The organism is Streptococcus sp. HMSC10E12 (assembly GCF_001807855.1).
In the GTDB taxonomy this organism is placed as follows: Bacteria; Bacillota; Bacilli; order Lactobacillales; family Streptococcaceae; genus Streptococcus; species Streptococcus salivarius.
This window is the reverse complement of record NZ_KV791077.1, coordinates 20,230-32,679: the sequence shown is the minus strand read 5'-3', so window position 1 is coordinate 32,679 and position 12,450 is coordinate 20,230. Positions and strand designations below refer to the sequence as shown.

14 protein-coding genes are annotated in these 12,450 nt (G+C 40.2%); 6 read left to right on the top strand and 8 right to left on the bottom strand.

Features of this window, described 5'->3' with window-relative positions; all coding sequences use genetic code 11:
• Nucleotides 1-52: 52 nt before the first annotated feature.
• The 3 genes from HMPREF3112_RS01065 to rplK form a co-directional block, all read right to left on the bottom strand.
• The gene (locus HMPREF3112_RS01065) at nucleotides 53-2,023 is read right to left on the bottom strand and encodes a peptide ABC transporter substrate-binding protein (protein WP_048790871.1); all 1,971 of its coding nucleotides are present in this window, start codon (nucleotides 2,021-2,023) and stop codon (nucleotides 53-55) included.
• Between the two features lie 179 nt (nucleotides 2,024-2,202).
• On the bottom strand, nucleotides 2,203-2,892 hold the full coding sequence (gene rplA, locus HMPREF3112_RS01060) for a 50S ribosomal protein L1 (protein ID WP_002885800.1): 690 nt from the start codon (nucleotides 2,890-2,892) through the stop codon (nucleotides 2,203-2,205).
• 99 nt (nucleotides 2,893-2,991) lie between these two features.
• On the bottom strand, nucleotides 2,992-3,417 hold the full coding sequence (gene rplK / locus HMPREF3112_RS01055) for a 50S ribosomal protein L11 (protein WP_002885648.1): 426 nt from the start codon (nucleotides 3,415-3,417) through the stop codon (nucleotides 2,992-2,994).
• Between the two features lie 171 nt (nucleotides 3,418-3,588).
• Between rplK and HMPREF3112_RS01050 the strand changes: the two genes are divergently transcribed.
• The gene (locus tag HMPREF3112_RS01050) at nucleotides 3,589-3,942 is read left to right on the top strand and encodes a DUF3397 domain-containing protein (RefSeq protein ID WP_002885872.1); all 354 of its coding nucleotides are present in this window, start codon (nucleotides 3,589-3,591) and stop codon (nucleotides 3,940-3,942) included.
• A 95-nt stretch (nucleotides 3,943-4,037) separates the two neighbouring features.
• Here HMPREF3112_RS01050 and HMPREF3112_RS01045 read toward each other — a convergent pair whose 3' ends face one another.
• The 5 genes from HMPREF3112_RS01045 to HMPREF3112_RS01025 all read right to left on the bottom strand — a co-directional run bounded on the left by HMPREF3112_RS01045 (nucleotide 4,038) and on the right by HMPREF3112_RS01025 (nucleotide 7,748).
• Nucleotides 4,038-4,535, bottom strand: coding sequence for a beta-class carbonic anhydrase (locus tag HMPREF3112_RS01045; RefSeq protein ID WP_002886981.1), 498 nt, complete (start codon nucleotides 4,533-4,535; stop codon nucleotides 4,038-4,040).
• A 150-nt stretch (nucleotides 4,536-4,685) separates the two neighbouring features.
• Complete coding sequence (locus HMPREF3112_RS01040; RefSeq protein WP_002885783.1) at nucleotides 4,686-5,381, bottom strand: TIGR00266 family protein; 696 nt, start codon at nucleotides 5,379-5,381, stop codon at nucleotides 4,686-4,688.
• Between the two features lie 85 nt (nucleotides 5,382-5,466).
• On the bottom strand, nucleotides 5,467-6,828 hold the full coding sequence (gene radA / locus HMPREF3112_RS01035) for a DNA repair protein RadA (protein WP_080562498.1): 1,362 nt from the start codon (nucleotides 6,826-6,828) through the stop codon (nucleotides 5,467-5,469).
• Nucleotides 6,825-7,292 carry an isochorismatase family protein gene (locus HMPREF3112_RS01030; RefSeq protein WP_070437496.1) on the bottom strand — a complete coding sequence of 156 codons (468 nt, stop codon included), beginning with the start codon at nucleotides 7,290-7,292 and terminating at the stop codon, nucleotides 6,825-6,827. Before HMPREF3112_RS01030 ends, radA begins: the two co-directional genes overlap by 4 nt.
• A 9-nt stretch (nucleotides 7,293-7,301) precedes the next feature.
• Nucleotides 7,302-7,748: a dUTP diphosphatase gene (locus tag HMPREF3112_RS01025; RefSeq protein WP_070437493.1), complete on the bottom strand. Its 447-nt coding sequence runs from the start codon at nucleotides 7,746-7,748 to the stop codon at nucleotides 7,302-7,304.
• 206 nt (nucleotides 7,749-7,954) lie between these two features.
• Here HMPREF3112_RS01025 and HMPREF3112_RS01020 point away from each other — a divergent pair, with 206 nt between their 5' ends.
• The 5 genes from HMPREF3112_RS01020 to HMPREF3112_RS01000 all read left to right on the top strand — a co-directional run bounded on the left by HMPREF3112_RS01020 (nucleotide 7,955) and on the right by HMPREF3112_RS01000 (nucleotide 12,444).
• Nucleotides 7,955-8,557, top strand: a complete 603-nt coding sequence (locus HMPREF3112_RS01020) for an NADPH-dependent FMN reductase (RefSeq protein ID WP_002886986.1) — start codon at nucleotides 7,955-7,957, stop codon at nucleotides 8,555-8,557.
• An 18-nt stretch (nucleotides 8,558-8,575) separates the two neighbouring features.
• Nucleotides 8,576-9,826, top strand: a complete 1,251-nt coding sequence (locus HMPREF3112_RS01015) for an NAD(P)H-dependent oxidoreductase (protein ID WP_070437490.1) — start codon at nucleotides 8,576-8,578, stop codon at nucleotides 9,824-9,826.
• A 116-nt stretch (nucleotides 9,827-9,942) separates the two neighbouring features.
• Nucleotides 9,943-10,734: a formate/nitrite transporter family protein gene (locus HMPREF3112_RS01010; protein ID WP_014635096.1), complete on the top strand. Its 792-nt coding sequence runs from the start codon at nucleotides 9,943-9,945 to the stop codon at nucleotides 10,732-10,734.
• 8 nt (nucleotides 10,735-10,742) lie between these two features.
• On the top strand, nucleotides 10,743-11,303 hold the full coding sequence (locus tag HMPREF3112_RS01005; RefSeq protein WP_002891982.1) for an MptD family putative ECF transporter S component: 561 nt from the start codon (nucleotides 10,743-10,745) through the stop codon (nucleotides 11,301-11,303).
• 118 nt (nucleotides 11,304-11,421) lie between these two features.
• Nucleotides 11,422-12,444: an NAD(P)H-dependent glycerol-3-phosphate dehydrogenase gene (locus HMPREF3112_RS01000; protein ID WP_037598511.1), complete on the top strand. Its 1,023-nt coding sequence runs from the start codon at nucleotides 11,422-11,424 to the stop codon at nucleotides 12,442-12,444.
• Nucleotides 12,445-12,450 lie beyond the last annotated feature (6 nt).

Genomic DNA, 12,450 nt, shown 5'->3' with positions numbered 1-12,450 from the left:
CGAGAAATTTTGTTAAAAAAACGACTACCTAAAGGTAGACGTTTTCGATAGATTACTTAACGTGTTTGGCAAGATCTTTTTGAGCTTTGTCATTAGATTTCGCTCTTTCTTTAAGCCAATCTTTATAAGCTGAATCGTATTGTTTCTTAGTCACAATATCATCTTGAGATTTAAGATACTTGAAGTAGTATGTAGAACCTTTATCACCAGCTTGAGCATAAGCACCTGAGAATGGCTTAATACGAGAAACTACAGCGGCTGCACCGTTATAAGTAGTCGTTGGGATATAAAGTGCACTATCCGTCAACCATGCCTGAGCTTTTGCATATTTTTCATAACGAGCCGTCAAGTCTGTTGTTTCCTTAGAAGCATCATCAACCAATTGGTCATATTCTTTAAGACCTACTTTTTCAACCGCTTGACTATTTGGATCGTCATAACCCATGAAAGATTTAGTATTTTCACTATTTGTAGTCTTCAAAACATCAAGATAAGTTGATGGATCAAGGTAATCAGGCTCCCAAGCCACACCTACTGACAAATCCCAATCCTCTGCCGCTGCATTTGAAGCAGAGTAGGTAATGTTATAGAAATCATCAGTTGACAATTGGTGAAGATCAAGTACAACATTATCTTTTCCAAGAGCTGATTCAATAGATTGTTTAAGTGACTGCACTTGGTTCACAAAGATTTTATTTGACTGATTGACAGGAACATCCAAATGGATTGGGAACTGAACCCCTTCTGCTTGAAGAGCTTCTTTGGCTTTAGCAAATTCAGCCTTAGCTTTTTCTGGATTATAAAGACCATCTTGACTATCTGCAAGATTCACACCAGACCACTCATCACCATAAGCTGGAAGTTGATCCATTACCATTGTTCCGAAATCCTTACCATCTGCTTGAACAAAGTCTGGTTTAACATAGATATTACGAACGGCAGTACTACCACCCTCTTTACCGTTAAGTTGTGCGGCGTAATTTGTACGGTCAATGGCAAAACCTAATGCTTGACGGAAATCTTTGTTAAGAAGAGCTGTCTTAGTTGATGTCTTTTGTTGATCATTTTCTTTAGATGTATGGTCATAAGTTTGACGATCGATATTAATACCGACACCTTCTACAGCTGCTCCAGGTTGTGTATAGAAAATATTGTCTTTGTACTGTTTTTCAACTTTAGAATAGTTTGAGCTAGTTGGGTATAGACGAGCTAAGTTATAGACTCCATCAGTGAAGTTACGTTCCAAGGATTCTTGGTCTGTACCATCATCGTAAGTCAATTTAACTGTATCAAAATAGACATTATCCTTATCCCAGTAGTTTTCATTCTTGGTGAACTCAATAGAAGATTTCGTTGTCAAAGATTTAAGAAGATATGGACCGTTATAAAGAATAGATGTTGGGTCTGTTGACTTACCAAAGTCTTTACCTTTAGATTTCAAGAAATCTTCATTAACAGGCCAAGTAACAGAGTAGGTCAATTTTGAATTCCAGTAAGGTTCTGGTTGGCTAAGCGTATATTGCAAAGTGTAATCATCAACTGCTTTGATACCAACATTTGAGAAGTCCTTGTTGGCACCTGAAAGGTAATCATTCAAGCCCTTAACTGAGTTTTGTAGCAAATAAATCGCTTCAGAATTAGTATCAGCAGCATGCTTAAGACCTGTTACAAAGTCTTTAGCTGTTACATTGGCATATTCTTCACCGTCTGAAGTGTACCATTTGACACCCTTACGAATCTTGTAAGTATATGTCAAACCATCTTGAGAAACAGACCAGTTTTCAGCGACAGAAGGTTTTAGATTCCCATATTGGTCATTTTCAAACAAACCATCAACACCGTTACTAACAGCTGTCGTCATGTTTTTCTTATTTGTAGAAACATAGTCTAGGGTTGCAGGATCGCCACCGTAAACATAATTATAAGTCTTACCAGACGTCTTACTTGATGACGAGCAAGCCGTTAAAACACCTACAGATAACAGGCCTACGGTTGCTAGTAAAAATACCTTACTCTTTTTCATTCATTGCCTCCTTAATTCGCAACGTAAAAAGTTCAAAATCAATAATTATGTGTATACGCTTAAATTATACCATAAATTCGAAAAAGCAGCACTACTTTCTGAATATTTTTTATTTTCTACTCAAATTTCGTGTCTAGAGTAAGAAAAAAACCTATCCGAAGATAGGTTTTTTACTACTCTTACAATGAGTTAGGATCAACTTTGATACCAGCACCTTGTGTAGTAGTGATTGAAAGGTTTGTGATGTAAGTACCTTTCGCTGTAGCTGGTTTAGCTTTTTGGATTGCATCGTTAAATGCTTTGAAGTTTTCAACCAATTTTTCAGTTTCGAATGAAACTTTACCGATGATAGCTTGTACGTTACCTGCTTTATCAGCACGGTAAGTGATTTTACCACCTTTAGACTCTTCAACTGCTTTAGCAACGTCCATAGTTACTGTACCAGTTTTAGGGTTTGGCATCAAGTTACGTGGTCCAAGGACACGTCCAAGACGACCAACGATTGCCATCATATCTGGTGTTGCAACAACAACGTCAAAGTCAAGCCATCCACCGTTGATTTTAGCAACGAGTTCGTCTTCACCAACGAAGTCAGCACCTGCTGCTTTAGCTTCTTCAGCTTTAGCACCACGAGCAAATACAAGAACGCGTTGAGTTTTACCAGTACCGTTTGGCAATACCATTGCTCCACGGATTTGTTGGTCAGCTTTCTTAACGTCGATGTTAAGGTTGTATGATACTTCAACAGTAGCATCGAATTTTGCGAAGTTAGTTTCTTGTGCAAGAGCTACAGCTTCTTCTACGCTGTAAGCTTTTGTGCTGTCGATTTTCTCAAGAGCAGCACGCATTTGTTTGCTTTTTTTAGCCATGTTAATTATTTCTCCTTGTGTAATGTGGTCATAACGACTTTCATCTTCCACGTCACTCAGCGAAGTGAGACGACGTCTGTGGTTTTCTTGTTAACTGAATTAGTCAGTAACAGTGAATCCCATTGAACGTGCAGTACCTTCGATCATACGCATAGCTGATTCGATGTTTGCAGCGTTCAAGTCAGGCATTTTAGTTTCAGCAATTTCTTGTACTTGTGCACGAGTTACTGAAGCAACTTTAACTGAGTTTGGAGTACCTGAACCTTTTTCAACACCTGCAGCTTTTTTCAAAAGAACAGCAGCTGGTGGTGTTTTAGTGATGAAATCAAATGATTTATCTTCATACACAGAGATAACAACTGGGATGATCATACCAGCTTGGTCAGCTGTACGAGCGTTAAACTCTTTAGTGAATCCCATGATGTTGATTCCGGCTTGACCAAGAGCTGGTCCAACTGGTGGAGCTGGAGTCGCTTTACCAGCAGGAATCTGAAGTTTTACGATGTTTTCGACTTTTTTAGCCATTTTGTAATTTCCTCCTATTGTGGTTTTGGCGGTAAGTAAGTTTTGTTACCTCCCACAAGTATGTTTTTACATACCTTATCTATTATACAGAAATTCTTTTTAGATGCAAGAATTTCTTATTAAGTTTAGGAAAAAATTTACATAAAGGCCTTTTCGAGGTAAAATAGACTTATGATTCTATATAAATTCTTTGCTATAGCATTTTTGATATTAACACCTATCTTTGCTTTTATTATCCACCGCTTCTTCAGTTTAAAATACCTCGGGCTTAATTTTGCTGACCTTACCTTCCCTCTTTATTTTATTGAGGTAGTTGCTGTGTCAGCCCGTTTCTTCACCCATAGCTTTTTGCCATACATCACCATCTTATTATCCTTGGCGGCTATCATTATCACGATTCAGATGCTAAGAAAAACACAATCTTTCAAGTTTAAACGTTTTCTTAAGTTGTTCTGGCGTATAAGCTTTTTTATCACTAGTCTTTTCTATTTAGGGACTGTGATTCTCATTTTTATCGTTTCTTAAAAACTAGATTAACTCAGCAGATTTATTGTGTGCTGAGTTTTTTTATATCCAACCATGAAAAAAGCAGGCAACCATGCCTGCTAAACTTTTCGGTATTAGGGTTGAACTTGAGTCATTCGACCAGTATCTACATCATAAACCGCACCGGAGATGATAACATCCTCAGGGATAAGCGGTGACTGACGAAGAATAGCCATATCTTCACGAACACTCTCTTCTACATCTGTGAATGGAAGAAAATCTTGATCAGAAACATCAACACCAAGTTCCTTATTGAGATAGGCGGTAAACTCGTCGTTCTTAAAGGTCTGAGCACCACAATCTGTATGGTGAAGAACTACGATTTCTCGTGTCCCCATCTGTTGTTGAGAAATGACCAAAGAACGAATCATATCTTCCGTCACACGACCACCCGCATTACGCAAAATATGAGCGTCACCTAGGGCCAACCCCAAGGCCTGGGCAACGTGAAGGCGTGAATCCATACAAGTCACAATAGCCACCTTAGTCTTTGGTTTCAAGGGAAGATGGGCTGTCCCGTGGAGGTCAACATAGGCTTTGTTGGCATTGAGAAAGTTTTCAAAATAAGACATAATAACTCACTTTCTAATGAAGAAAATAATTTGACTATCAAATTATTTAAACACTATCTTATCATCTTTTTATTAACTTGTCAGCTATTGAGTTCGCAATATAAAAAGGAGAATAGATGCTAACAAGCATCCACTCTCCTTCAATTTATACTATGAACGTTTTGGTAAGTATCTATTAAGCAAGCCTGCAAAGGTTTGAAGATTGAGACTTTGAACATAAATTTCACCTGTTCCTCTAAAGGTATTCACAACACCCTCTCCTGTCCCAATAGACTGCCAGAAACCATTTTCCAAGTGAATATTGTAATCAAGTGTCTGACTCCAGGCAACGACATGAGCATTATCAATAGTCACTTCTTGGTTGTTTAGCTCAATTTTTTTAATAGAACCGTAGGCATTCGCCAAGAGTGTTCCTTGACCTTGGGTTGTCATCACAAAGAAACCACCCTGACCACCAAAAATAGCCTTACCAACTGACTGGAGCTCCATTGTATAGTAAGCTGTGCCATCAAGTGCTAGAAAGGCACCGTCATTTAGTCGGTACTGTTTTTCACCTAAATAAAGTGGAATCACTTGACCAGGAGAATCAGGGGCCAAGGCTATATAACCGTTATTGGACTGTGAGACAACCTGAGTAATAAAGCTACTTTCGCCCGAAACCATTGAACGCCCAACGGCTTTTACAAAGCGACCTAGACCTGATCCACTGGCATTCAATTTGGTACTCAGTGTCACATTTGGTGTGTGATATACCATACTGCCACGCTGGATAAAGACTGTTTCACCTTGATTAAGAGATAACTCTACTAAAGGGAATTGCATGTTGCTGTCTGTGAAAAATTGCATAATAAATACCTCCCTATCCTTATGAAAAGTATAGCATTGGAGATATAATTTTGCAAGCGTTTCCAAAATGACCTTCTATCACTTTCTAAGAAAAGACTTTTTTGAGTACTTCTCCCACTGTCGTAACGCCAACCACCCGGATACCTTCTGGAATTTTCATACCATGAAGAGAATTCTTCGGAGCATAAATCTTAGTAAAACCTAGTTTAGCAGCTTCATTAATACGCTGTTCAATACGAGTCACTCGGCGAATCTCTCCAGTCAAGCCAATTTCTCCTATAAAAGCTTCTTGTGGATTGGTTGGAAGCTCCTTGTAACTAGAAGCAATGGCAACAGCGACAGCAAGGTCAATAGCCGGCTCGTCCAATTTGACACCTCCAGCTGATTTTAAATAAGCATCTTGATTTTGGAGAAGAAGGCCACAACGTTTCTCTAAAACAGCCATAATGAGGCTGACGCGATTAAAATCCAGTCCCGTTGTCGTCCTCTTGGCATTACCAAAGACGGTTGGGGTCACCAAGGCTTGAACTTCAGCTAAGATAGGTCTGCTACCTTCCATTGTTACAACAATGGCAGAACCTGTGGCTCCGTCTAGGCGTTCCTCTAAGAAAACTTGGCTAGGATTTAGCACTTCTACCAAACCACCAGACTGCATCTCAAAAATCCCAATCTCATTAGTTGAACCAAAACGGTTTTTGACTGCTCGTAAAATACGGAAGGTATGATGACGTTCACCCTCAAAATAGAGCACAGTATCCACCATGTGTTCCAACATACGTGGTCCAGCCAACTGTCCCTCCTTGGTCACATGCCCAACAATAAATGTAGCAATGTTATTGGTTTTGGCAATCTGCATGAGTTCAGCAGTAACTTCACGAACCTGAGATACAGAGCCTTGAACGCCTGAAATCTCTGGACTCATGATGGTCTGAATAGAGTCGATAATGAGGAAATCGGGTTTTATAGCCTCCACTTGGCTGCGAACGGCTTGCATATTAGTCTCAGCATAAAGATAAAATTCGTTATCAATATCACCTAAACGTTCGCTCCGCAATTTGATTTGCTCGGCAGATTCTTCCCCAGAAACATAGAGGACAGTTCCCTTGTTAGCCAGCTGTGTTGACACTTGTAAGAGAAGAGTCGATTTCCCTATCCCTGGATCTCCTCCAATAAGAACCAGACTACCCGGAACCACACCGCCACCTAAAACACGGTTAAACTCGTCCATGTCAGTCTTTATGCGGGCATAATTAATTGAAGAGACTTCTTTTAATTTAGTAGGTTTAGACTTTTCACCCGTTAAACTAACACGAGCATTTTTTACCTCCTGCACCTCAACTTCTTCCTCAAAAGAGGACCAAGAAGAACAGTTGGGACAGCGCCCTAGATATTTGGGTGAATTGTAGCCACATTCTCGACAAACAAAAGTTGATTTTTTCTTTGCTATGATAATTCTCCTTCTACGATTACTCCGACAGAATGCCACTTATGCAATGTTTTTTTTAATTTCTTCTGGTTGGCAACTCCGACAGCGGACAAATCGACAGAAACCTGATAATTCTCCTTGACAGCTGCCAAAACGGAAGCCTTGACACAGCCATTGCCATCTACCCCTATAAACTCTATGCTTTTAGCACCGTTTCCTTCTAAAAAATCTTTTAAATCTGGATTAGTAAAGCAAGAAGCCCGACGCTTCTCAAAGATACGAGAAGATACAAGCAGCAAGCCGGTCGCAAATTTCTTCTTTCTATCTTTTCTCTCCCAGAAAAAACGATTGAGAATATAGATAACTCGGTCGCTGGGATAGGTAGCAATTTTGTCATTTACAGCTGCTGTCAGTTCTTCATGATATGCTTTTCCTACAGCAACATAATCTGACTGCATGTCTACAACTAATAAATAGTCTGCCATTTTATTCCTCTATTTCCCAGTTGATCCAAAACCACCAGTTCGAACACCGTCAGCTTCATCTCCATCTGCGATTAAAAATGGTGCAAAGACAGCCTGAACTACACGTTCCCCAACTTCAAGAATCACTTCTTTATCTGTGATATTTTTCATCTGAGCAAAGATATGGCCTTCATTTCCTGGATTACCATAGTAGTCGCCATCAATAACCCCCACAGAGTTGATCAAGACCAGACCTTTTTTGCGAGGGTTGGACGAACGGTCGTAGAGATAAAGCACCTCACCCGCTTGCATATAAGCCTTGACCCCAGTTGGGACGAGGACGATTTCTCCTGGTGCAATCACTGTGCGCTCTGCCACCTTTAAGTCGTAGCCAGCCGCATGGGCTGTCTCCCGTTTTGGAAGCAAGTCCTGATTGGTATAAGTTGATACAAGTTCAAATCCACGAATTTTTGTCATTATTTTTCCTTTCGATACATCTATAAATTAATTCTTGTAAAACTAGCCATGCTAGCTTCAGACTTTTAAATCTATCCTATTATAATCTATTCGAAATAAGATGACAAAGGTAATAGTCTAATCACTTTCTCATTAAACGAAGATTGACTTTTAACCAGGAAAACGCTAACATAATAATAGATATAATACTTTTAAGGAGAATTGTCATGAAATTCATCGGACTTGTTGGTACGAATTCAAAACGTTCAACTAATAGACAATTATTGCAATATATTCAGAAACATTTTGCAGATAAGGCAGACATCGAACTTGTTGAAATCAAAGACCTCCCTGTCTTTAACAAACCCGCTAACAAACAATTGCCAGAAAGTGTCCTTGAAATCGTTAAAAAAATCGATGAGGCTGATGGGGTTATTATTGGAACACCTGAGTATGACCACTCAATTCCAGCTGTTCTCATGAATGCTTTAGCTTGGGTCTCATACGGTGTTTTCCCTCTTTTGAATAAGCCTGTTATGATTACAGGAGCTTCTTATGGAACTCTAGGAGCTTCTCGTGCACAGCTACAACTTCGTCAAATTTTGAATGCTCCAGAAATCAAAGCTAACGTGCTTCCAGACGAATTCTTGCTTTCACATTCCCTTCAAGCTTTTGATAGCAACGGCGATTTAGTTGACCTCGATGTCATCAAAAAATTAGATGCTATTTTCGATGACTTCCGTCTCTACGTCAAAATTACTGGTAAACTCTCACATGCTACAGAGTTATTACATAAAGAAGCTGAAGACTTCGACTGGGAAAGCCTATAGGACAGGAGAATATAAACTATGAAATTTGTTGGACTCGTTGGAGCAAATTATGATCAATCATATAACCGTAAACTGCTCGAATTTATCAGAAGACATTTTAAAATTAAATTTGAACTTGAAGTTTTAGAAATTGATGAAGTCCCTATGTTTAACCAAGATGAAAAATGGGATGAAAGTTTCCAACTTCGCTTACTTAATAACAAAATTACACGCGCTGACGGTGTCATCATTGCAACACCTGAGCACAACCACACTATCTCTGCAGCACTTAAATCAGTATTAGAGTGGCTATCATTCGAAGTGCACCCTTTTGAAAACAAGCCTGTAATGATTGTTGGTGCTTCTTACTACGATCAAGGGACTTCACGTGCCCAAGTGCATTTGCGTAAAATCCTTGAAGCACCTGGTGTCAATGCCTATACACTTCCAGGTAATGAATTCTTGCTTGGAAAGGCTAAAGATGCCTTTGACCTTGAGGGAAACATTACCAACGAAGGTACTATTAATTTCCTTGAACAATGCTTAGACAATTTCATCCAATATGTAGGAGTGGTTTCTAAATTGAAAAAACCAAAACCAATTGAACCTGAAGACTTGGATTGTAACAACCCAATCGCTACAACTGTTACCGATGTTGATCCTGACGATCCAGAGTGGGTAGAAAAAGTAGCTGAAATCACTGGTGCGGTATCTGGTGATACCTACGTGAAATTGGACCACGGTATTTTGACGGTTAATCAAATTGACATGTTCCTCAAGGCTATGCCATTTGAATTGACCTATGCCGATGATAACAACCAGTTCCTCTACTACAATAACGCCCATCAAGATCCTGATACTATGTTCGCCAAACGTGTACCACCTCAATCTGGTAGCCGTATGTCAACTGTTCACGGCTCACTTCCACCAGCTCGTATGAAAAATGTGGAATGGGTTATCGGTACACTTCGTAATGGTAACCAAGAATATGTTCGTACGATTGTTCCAGGGTCACCTGAAGGAGTTATCAATACGCATAACTATCAGGCTATGTACTATGATGATGGTTCTTATGCAGGAATCAATGAAATCGTCTTTAACTTTAAACCATGGCTTGACTGGTATCTCGAAACAACTGGTCAACGCCTTGTCGGAGGAAGCGGTCCTTTTGCACCAGCTGCAGCTAGTCATGGCGGTAGCGACGCCACATCTGGTGCATCAGATGCGGGTGGTCATGGTGGCGACGCAGCCCCAGCCGCAGATGCCACATCTGGAGCATCCTCATATTAAGACTTGGAAAAGTTGGGACAACTGTCCTGACTTTTTTTCATGGTCATCCTAGATTAAGTTTCACTCGAGCTTGCGCATTTGCCATGCTCCATGCCACATATTTTAGAGGTAAAACTATGTCTCAATTTCAAGAAAAAGTATTCGCTGCTTGTGCTAAAAAAGAAGCTCTCTTTGACGAAAGCCTGGGGCGCTATGCCTTGCGTTCTATGCTTGCAGGAGCTTATCTTACCATGTCGACTGCTGTAGGAATTATTGGTGCAGATGTTATCGCAACAGGTATTCCAGCCCTTTCTCGTTTTGTCTTTGCCTTTATCTTTGCCATCGGACTGGTCTTCGTTCTCATATTCAATGGAGAGTTGGCTACTTCAAACATGATGTTCCTGACCAGTGGTGCCTATTATGGTAAAATCAAATGGAGCAAGGTGTGTACCATCCTCCTCTACTGTACCTTCTTTAATTTTGTCGGCGCCCTTATCTTGGCCTGGTTCTTCAACCAATCCTTCTCTTTCCAACATTTGACTGACAAGAGCTTCTTAGTTACTGCTGTCTCAACCAAGCTTGGAAAAACAGATTGGATGAACTTTACAGAAGGTATTACAGCGAATATGTTCGTTAATATTGCCATCTTGGGCTACATGCTCCTCAAAGAAGAATCTGCTAAGATTTTCATTGCGCTATCAGCTATCTTCATGTTTGTATTTTTAATTAATGAACACTTGATTGCTAACTTTGCCTCTTTCATGTTGCTCGGTTTCAACGGTGTGCGTGACGCTGTGGATAATTTCACTTTGGCAAATATTCTACGTCAGTGGATAGTCGTTTTCTTCGGTAACTGGATTGGCGGAGGTATTTTCATTGGTTTGGCATACTCTTGGCTCAATAAAACTAAAACACCTCACATTGATTAGGAGACCTCATGCGTCAAAAGACATTCATCAAACAAACCAGTCTAGCTATTCTACTATATTTTATTTGCCTAGCCCTTGCAGTTGCCATTGATTTAATCTTTTTCAAAGTCAAAAATATGTATCATACGCCTGCTTTAGCTGCTATCTTTGCAGGTTGGGTCTATTTGGGGCTTATCAGAAAAACTAAACAATTTGGAGCTATTACCTGTCTGGGTATCTTTATGTCCCTCTTCTTCTTTGCCTCTGGGCACTTTGTTCTAGCCTTTCTTCCTAGCTTTTTAGCTGGCCTTGTCGCTGATTTTCTAGCTAAGAAAGGGAACTATGAGAATAATAAACTTAATCTACTCTCCTATATGATCTTTTCTCTAGGAAACTTAGCACCCATTATCACCATGTGGCTTGCGCCCAAAGCTTATATCGCACAACTCCTGGCCAAAGGGAAAACTCAAGATTATGTAAATCAAGTTATGGTTCCCTTTACAGGCAGTCATATCTTAATCCTGATTGGAGGAACGCTCATGGCTGCCCTCATTGGAGGCTACATTGCCCAAAATTGGCTGAAAAAATAAATAGCCATCAGCCTTCCTAACAGAGAGTACAAGACAAACATGCTTTTCTTATGTTATAATGAGAAAGAATACAGTCTTTTTCTACTTTGTCAGAAAGGACCTAAAGGGAGACCTAATGATGAAAAAACAAAAAATCGCTGTCTTGGGCCCTGGTTCATGGGGAACTGCCCTTGCTCAGGTACTCAACGACAACGGACACGAGGTCCGTATTTGGGGAAACATCCCTGAACAAATTGATGAAATTAACGAGAAACACACCAACACCCGCTACTTCAAGGATGTGGTTTTGGATGAAAACATTAAAGCCTACAAGGAACTGTCTGAAGCCCTAGATAGTGTCGACGCTGTTCTCTTTGTTGTTCCAACCAAGGTTACTCGCTTAGTTGCTAAACAAGTTGCCGAACTTTTGGACCACAAGGTTGTTGTCATGCATGCTTCAAAAGGATTGGAACCTGGAACACACGAACGTCTTTCAACAATCCTTGAAGAAGAGATTCCTGAGGAACTTCGCAGTGACATTGTTGTCGTATCTGGTCCAAGCCACGCTGAAGAAACTATCGTTCGCGATATCACTTTGATTACAGCAGCATCTAAGGATCTTGAAGTGGCGCGCTATGTCCAAGGCATTTTCAGTAATAACTACTTCCGCCTCTACACCAATTCAGATGTGATTGGTGTTGAAACAGCTGGTGCTCTTAAAAACATTATCGCGGTAGGTGCAGGTGCCCTCCACGGTATGGGATATGGGGACAATGCTAAGGCAGCCGTTATTACTCGTGGACTTGCAGAAATTACTCGTCTTGGTGTGAAACTCGGTGCCGATCCTTTGACTTACAGCGGTCTATCTGGGGTTGGTGACCTTATTGTTACAGGAACTTCTATCCATTCACGTAACTGGCGTGCTGGGGATGCGCTCGGTCGTGGAGAAAAACTAGAAGACATTGAACGTAACATGGGAATGGTAATCGAAGGTATTTCAACCACAAAGGTTGCCTACGAAATCGCCCAAGAACTCGGTGTCTACATGCCAATTACAACAGCAATCTACAAATCTATCTATGAGGGTGCTGATATCAAGGAATCTATTCTCAATATGATGTCCAATGAATTGCGCTCTGAAAATGAATGGGATAAAAAATAAAAATCT

Excerpts from the sequence above, each read along its gene's own strand:
- HMPREF3112_RS01065 (WP_048790871.1), bottom strand. The coding sequence starts at position 2,023 with ATGAAAAAGAGTAAGGTATTTTTACTAGCAACCGTAGGCCTGTTATCT.
- HMPREF3112_RS01045 (WP_002886981.1), bottom strand. The coding sequence starts at position 4,535 with ATGTCTTATTTTGAAAACTTTCTCAATGCCAACAAAGCCTATGTTGAC.
- HMPREF3112_RS01025 (WP_070437493.1), bottom strand. The coding sequence starts at position 7,748 with ATGACAAAAATTCGTGGATTTGAACTTGTATCAACTTATACCAATCAG.
- HMPREF3112_RS01015 (WP_070437490.1), top strand. The coding sequence starts at position 8,576 with ATGAAATTTGTTGGACTCGTTGGAGCAAATTATGATCAATCATATAAC.
- HMPREF3112_RS01005 (WP_002891982.1), top strand. The coding sequence starts at position 10,743 with ATGCGTCAAAAGACATTCATCAAACAAACCAGTCTAGCTATTCTACTA.
- HMPREF3112_RS01010 (WP_014635096.1), top strand. The coding sequence starts at position 9,943 with ATGTCTCAATTTCAAGAAAAAGTATTCGCTGCTTGTGCTAAAAAAGAA.
- rplA (WP_002885800.1), bottom strand. The coding sequence starts at position 2,892 with ATGGCTAAAAAAAGCAAACAAATGCGTGCTGCTCTTGAGAAAATCGAC.
- HMPREF3112_RS01030 (WP_070437496.1), bottom strand. The coding sequence starts at position 7,292 with ATGGCAGACTATTTATTAGTTGTAGACATGCAGTCAGATTATGTTGCT.
- HMPREF3112_RS01040 (WP_002885783.1), bottom strand. The coding sequence starts at position 5,381 with ATGCAATTTTTCACAGACAGCAACATGCAATTCCCTTTAGTAGAGTTA.
- HMPREF3112_RS01050 (WP_002885872.1), top strand. The coding sequence starts at position 3,589 with ATGATTCTATATAAATTCTTTGCTATAGCATTTTTGATATTAACACCT.
- rplK (WP_002885648.1), bottom strand. The coding sequence starts at position 3,417 with ATGGCTAAAAAAGTCGAAAACATCGTAAAACTTCAGATTCCTGCTGGT.
- HMPREF3112_RS01000 (WP_037598511.1), top strand. The coding sequence starts at position 11,422 with ATGAAAAAACAAAAAATCGCTGTCTTGGGCCCTGGTTCATGGGGAACT.
- HMPREF3112_RS01020 (WP_002886986.1), top strand. The coding sequence starts at position 7,955 with ATGAAATTCATCGGACTTGTTGGTACGAATTCAAAACGTTCAACTAAT.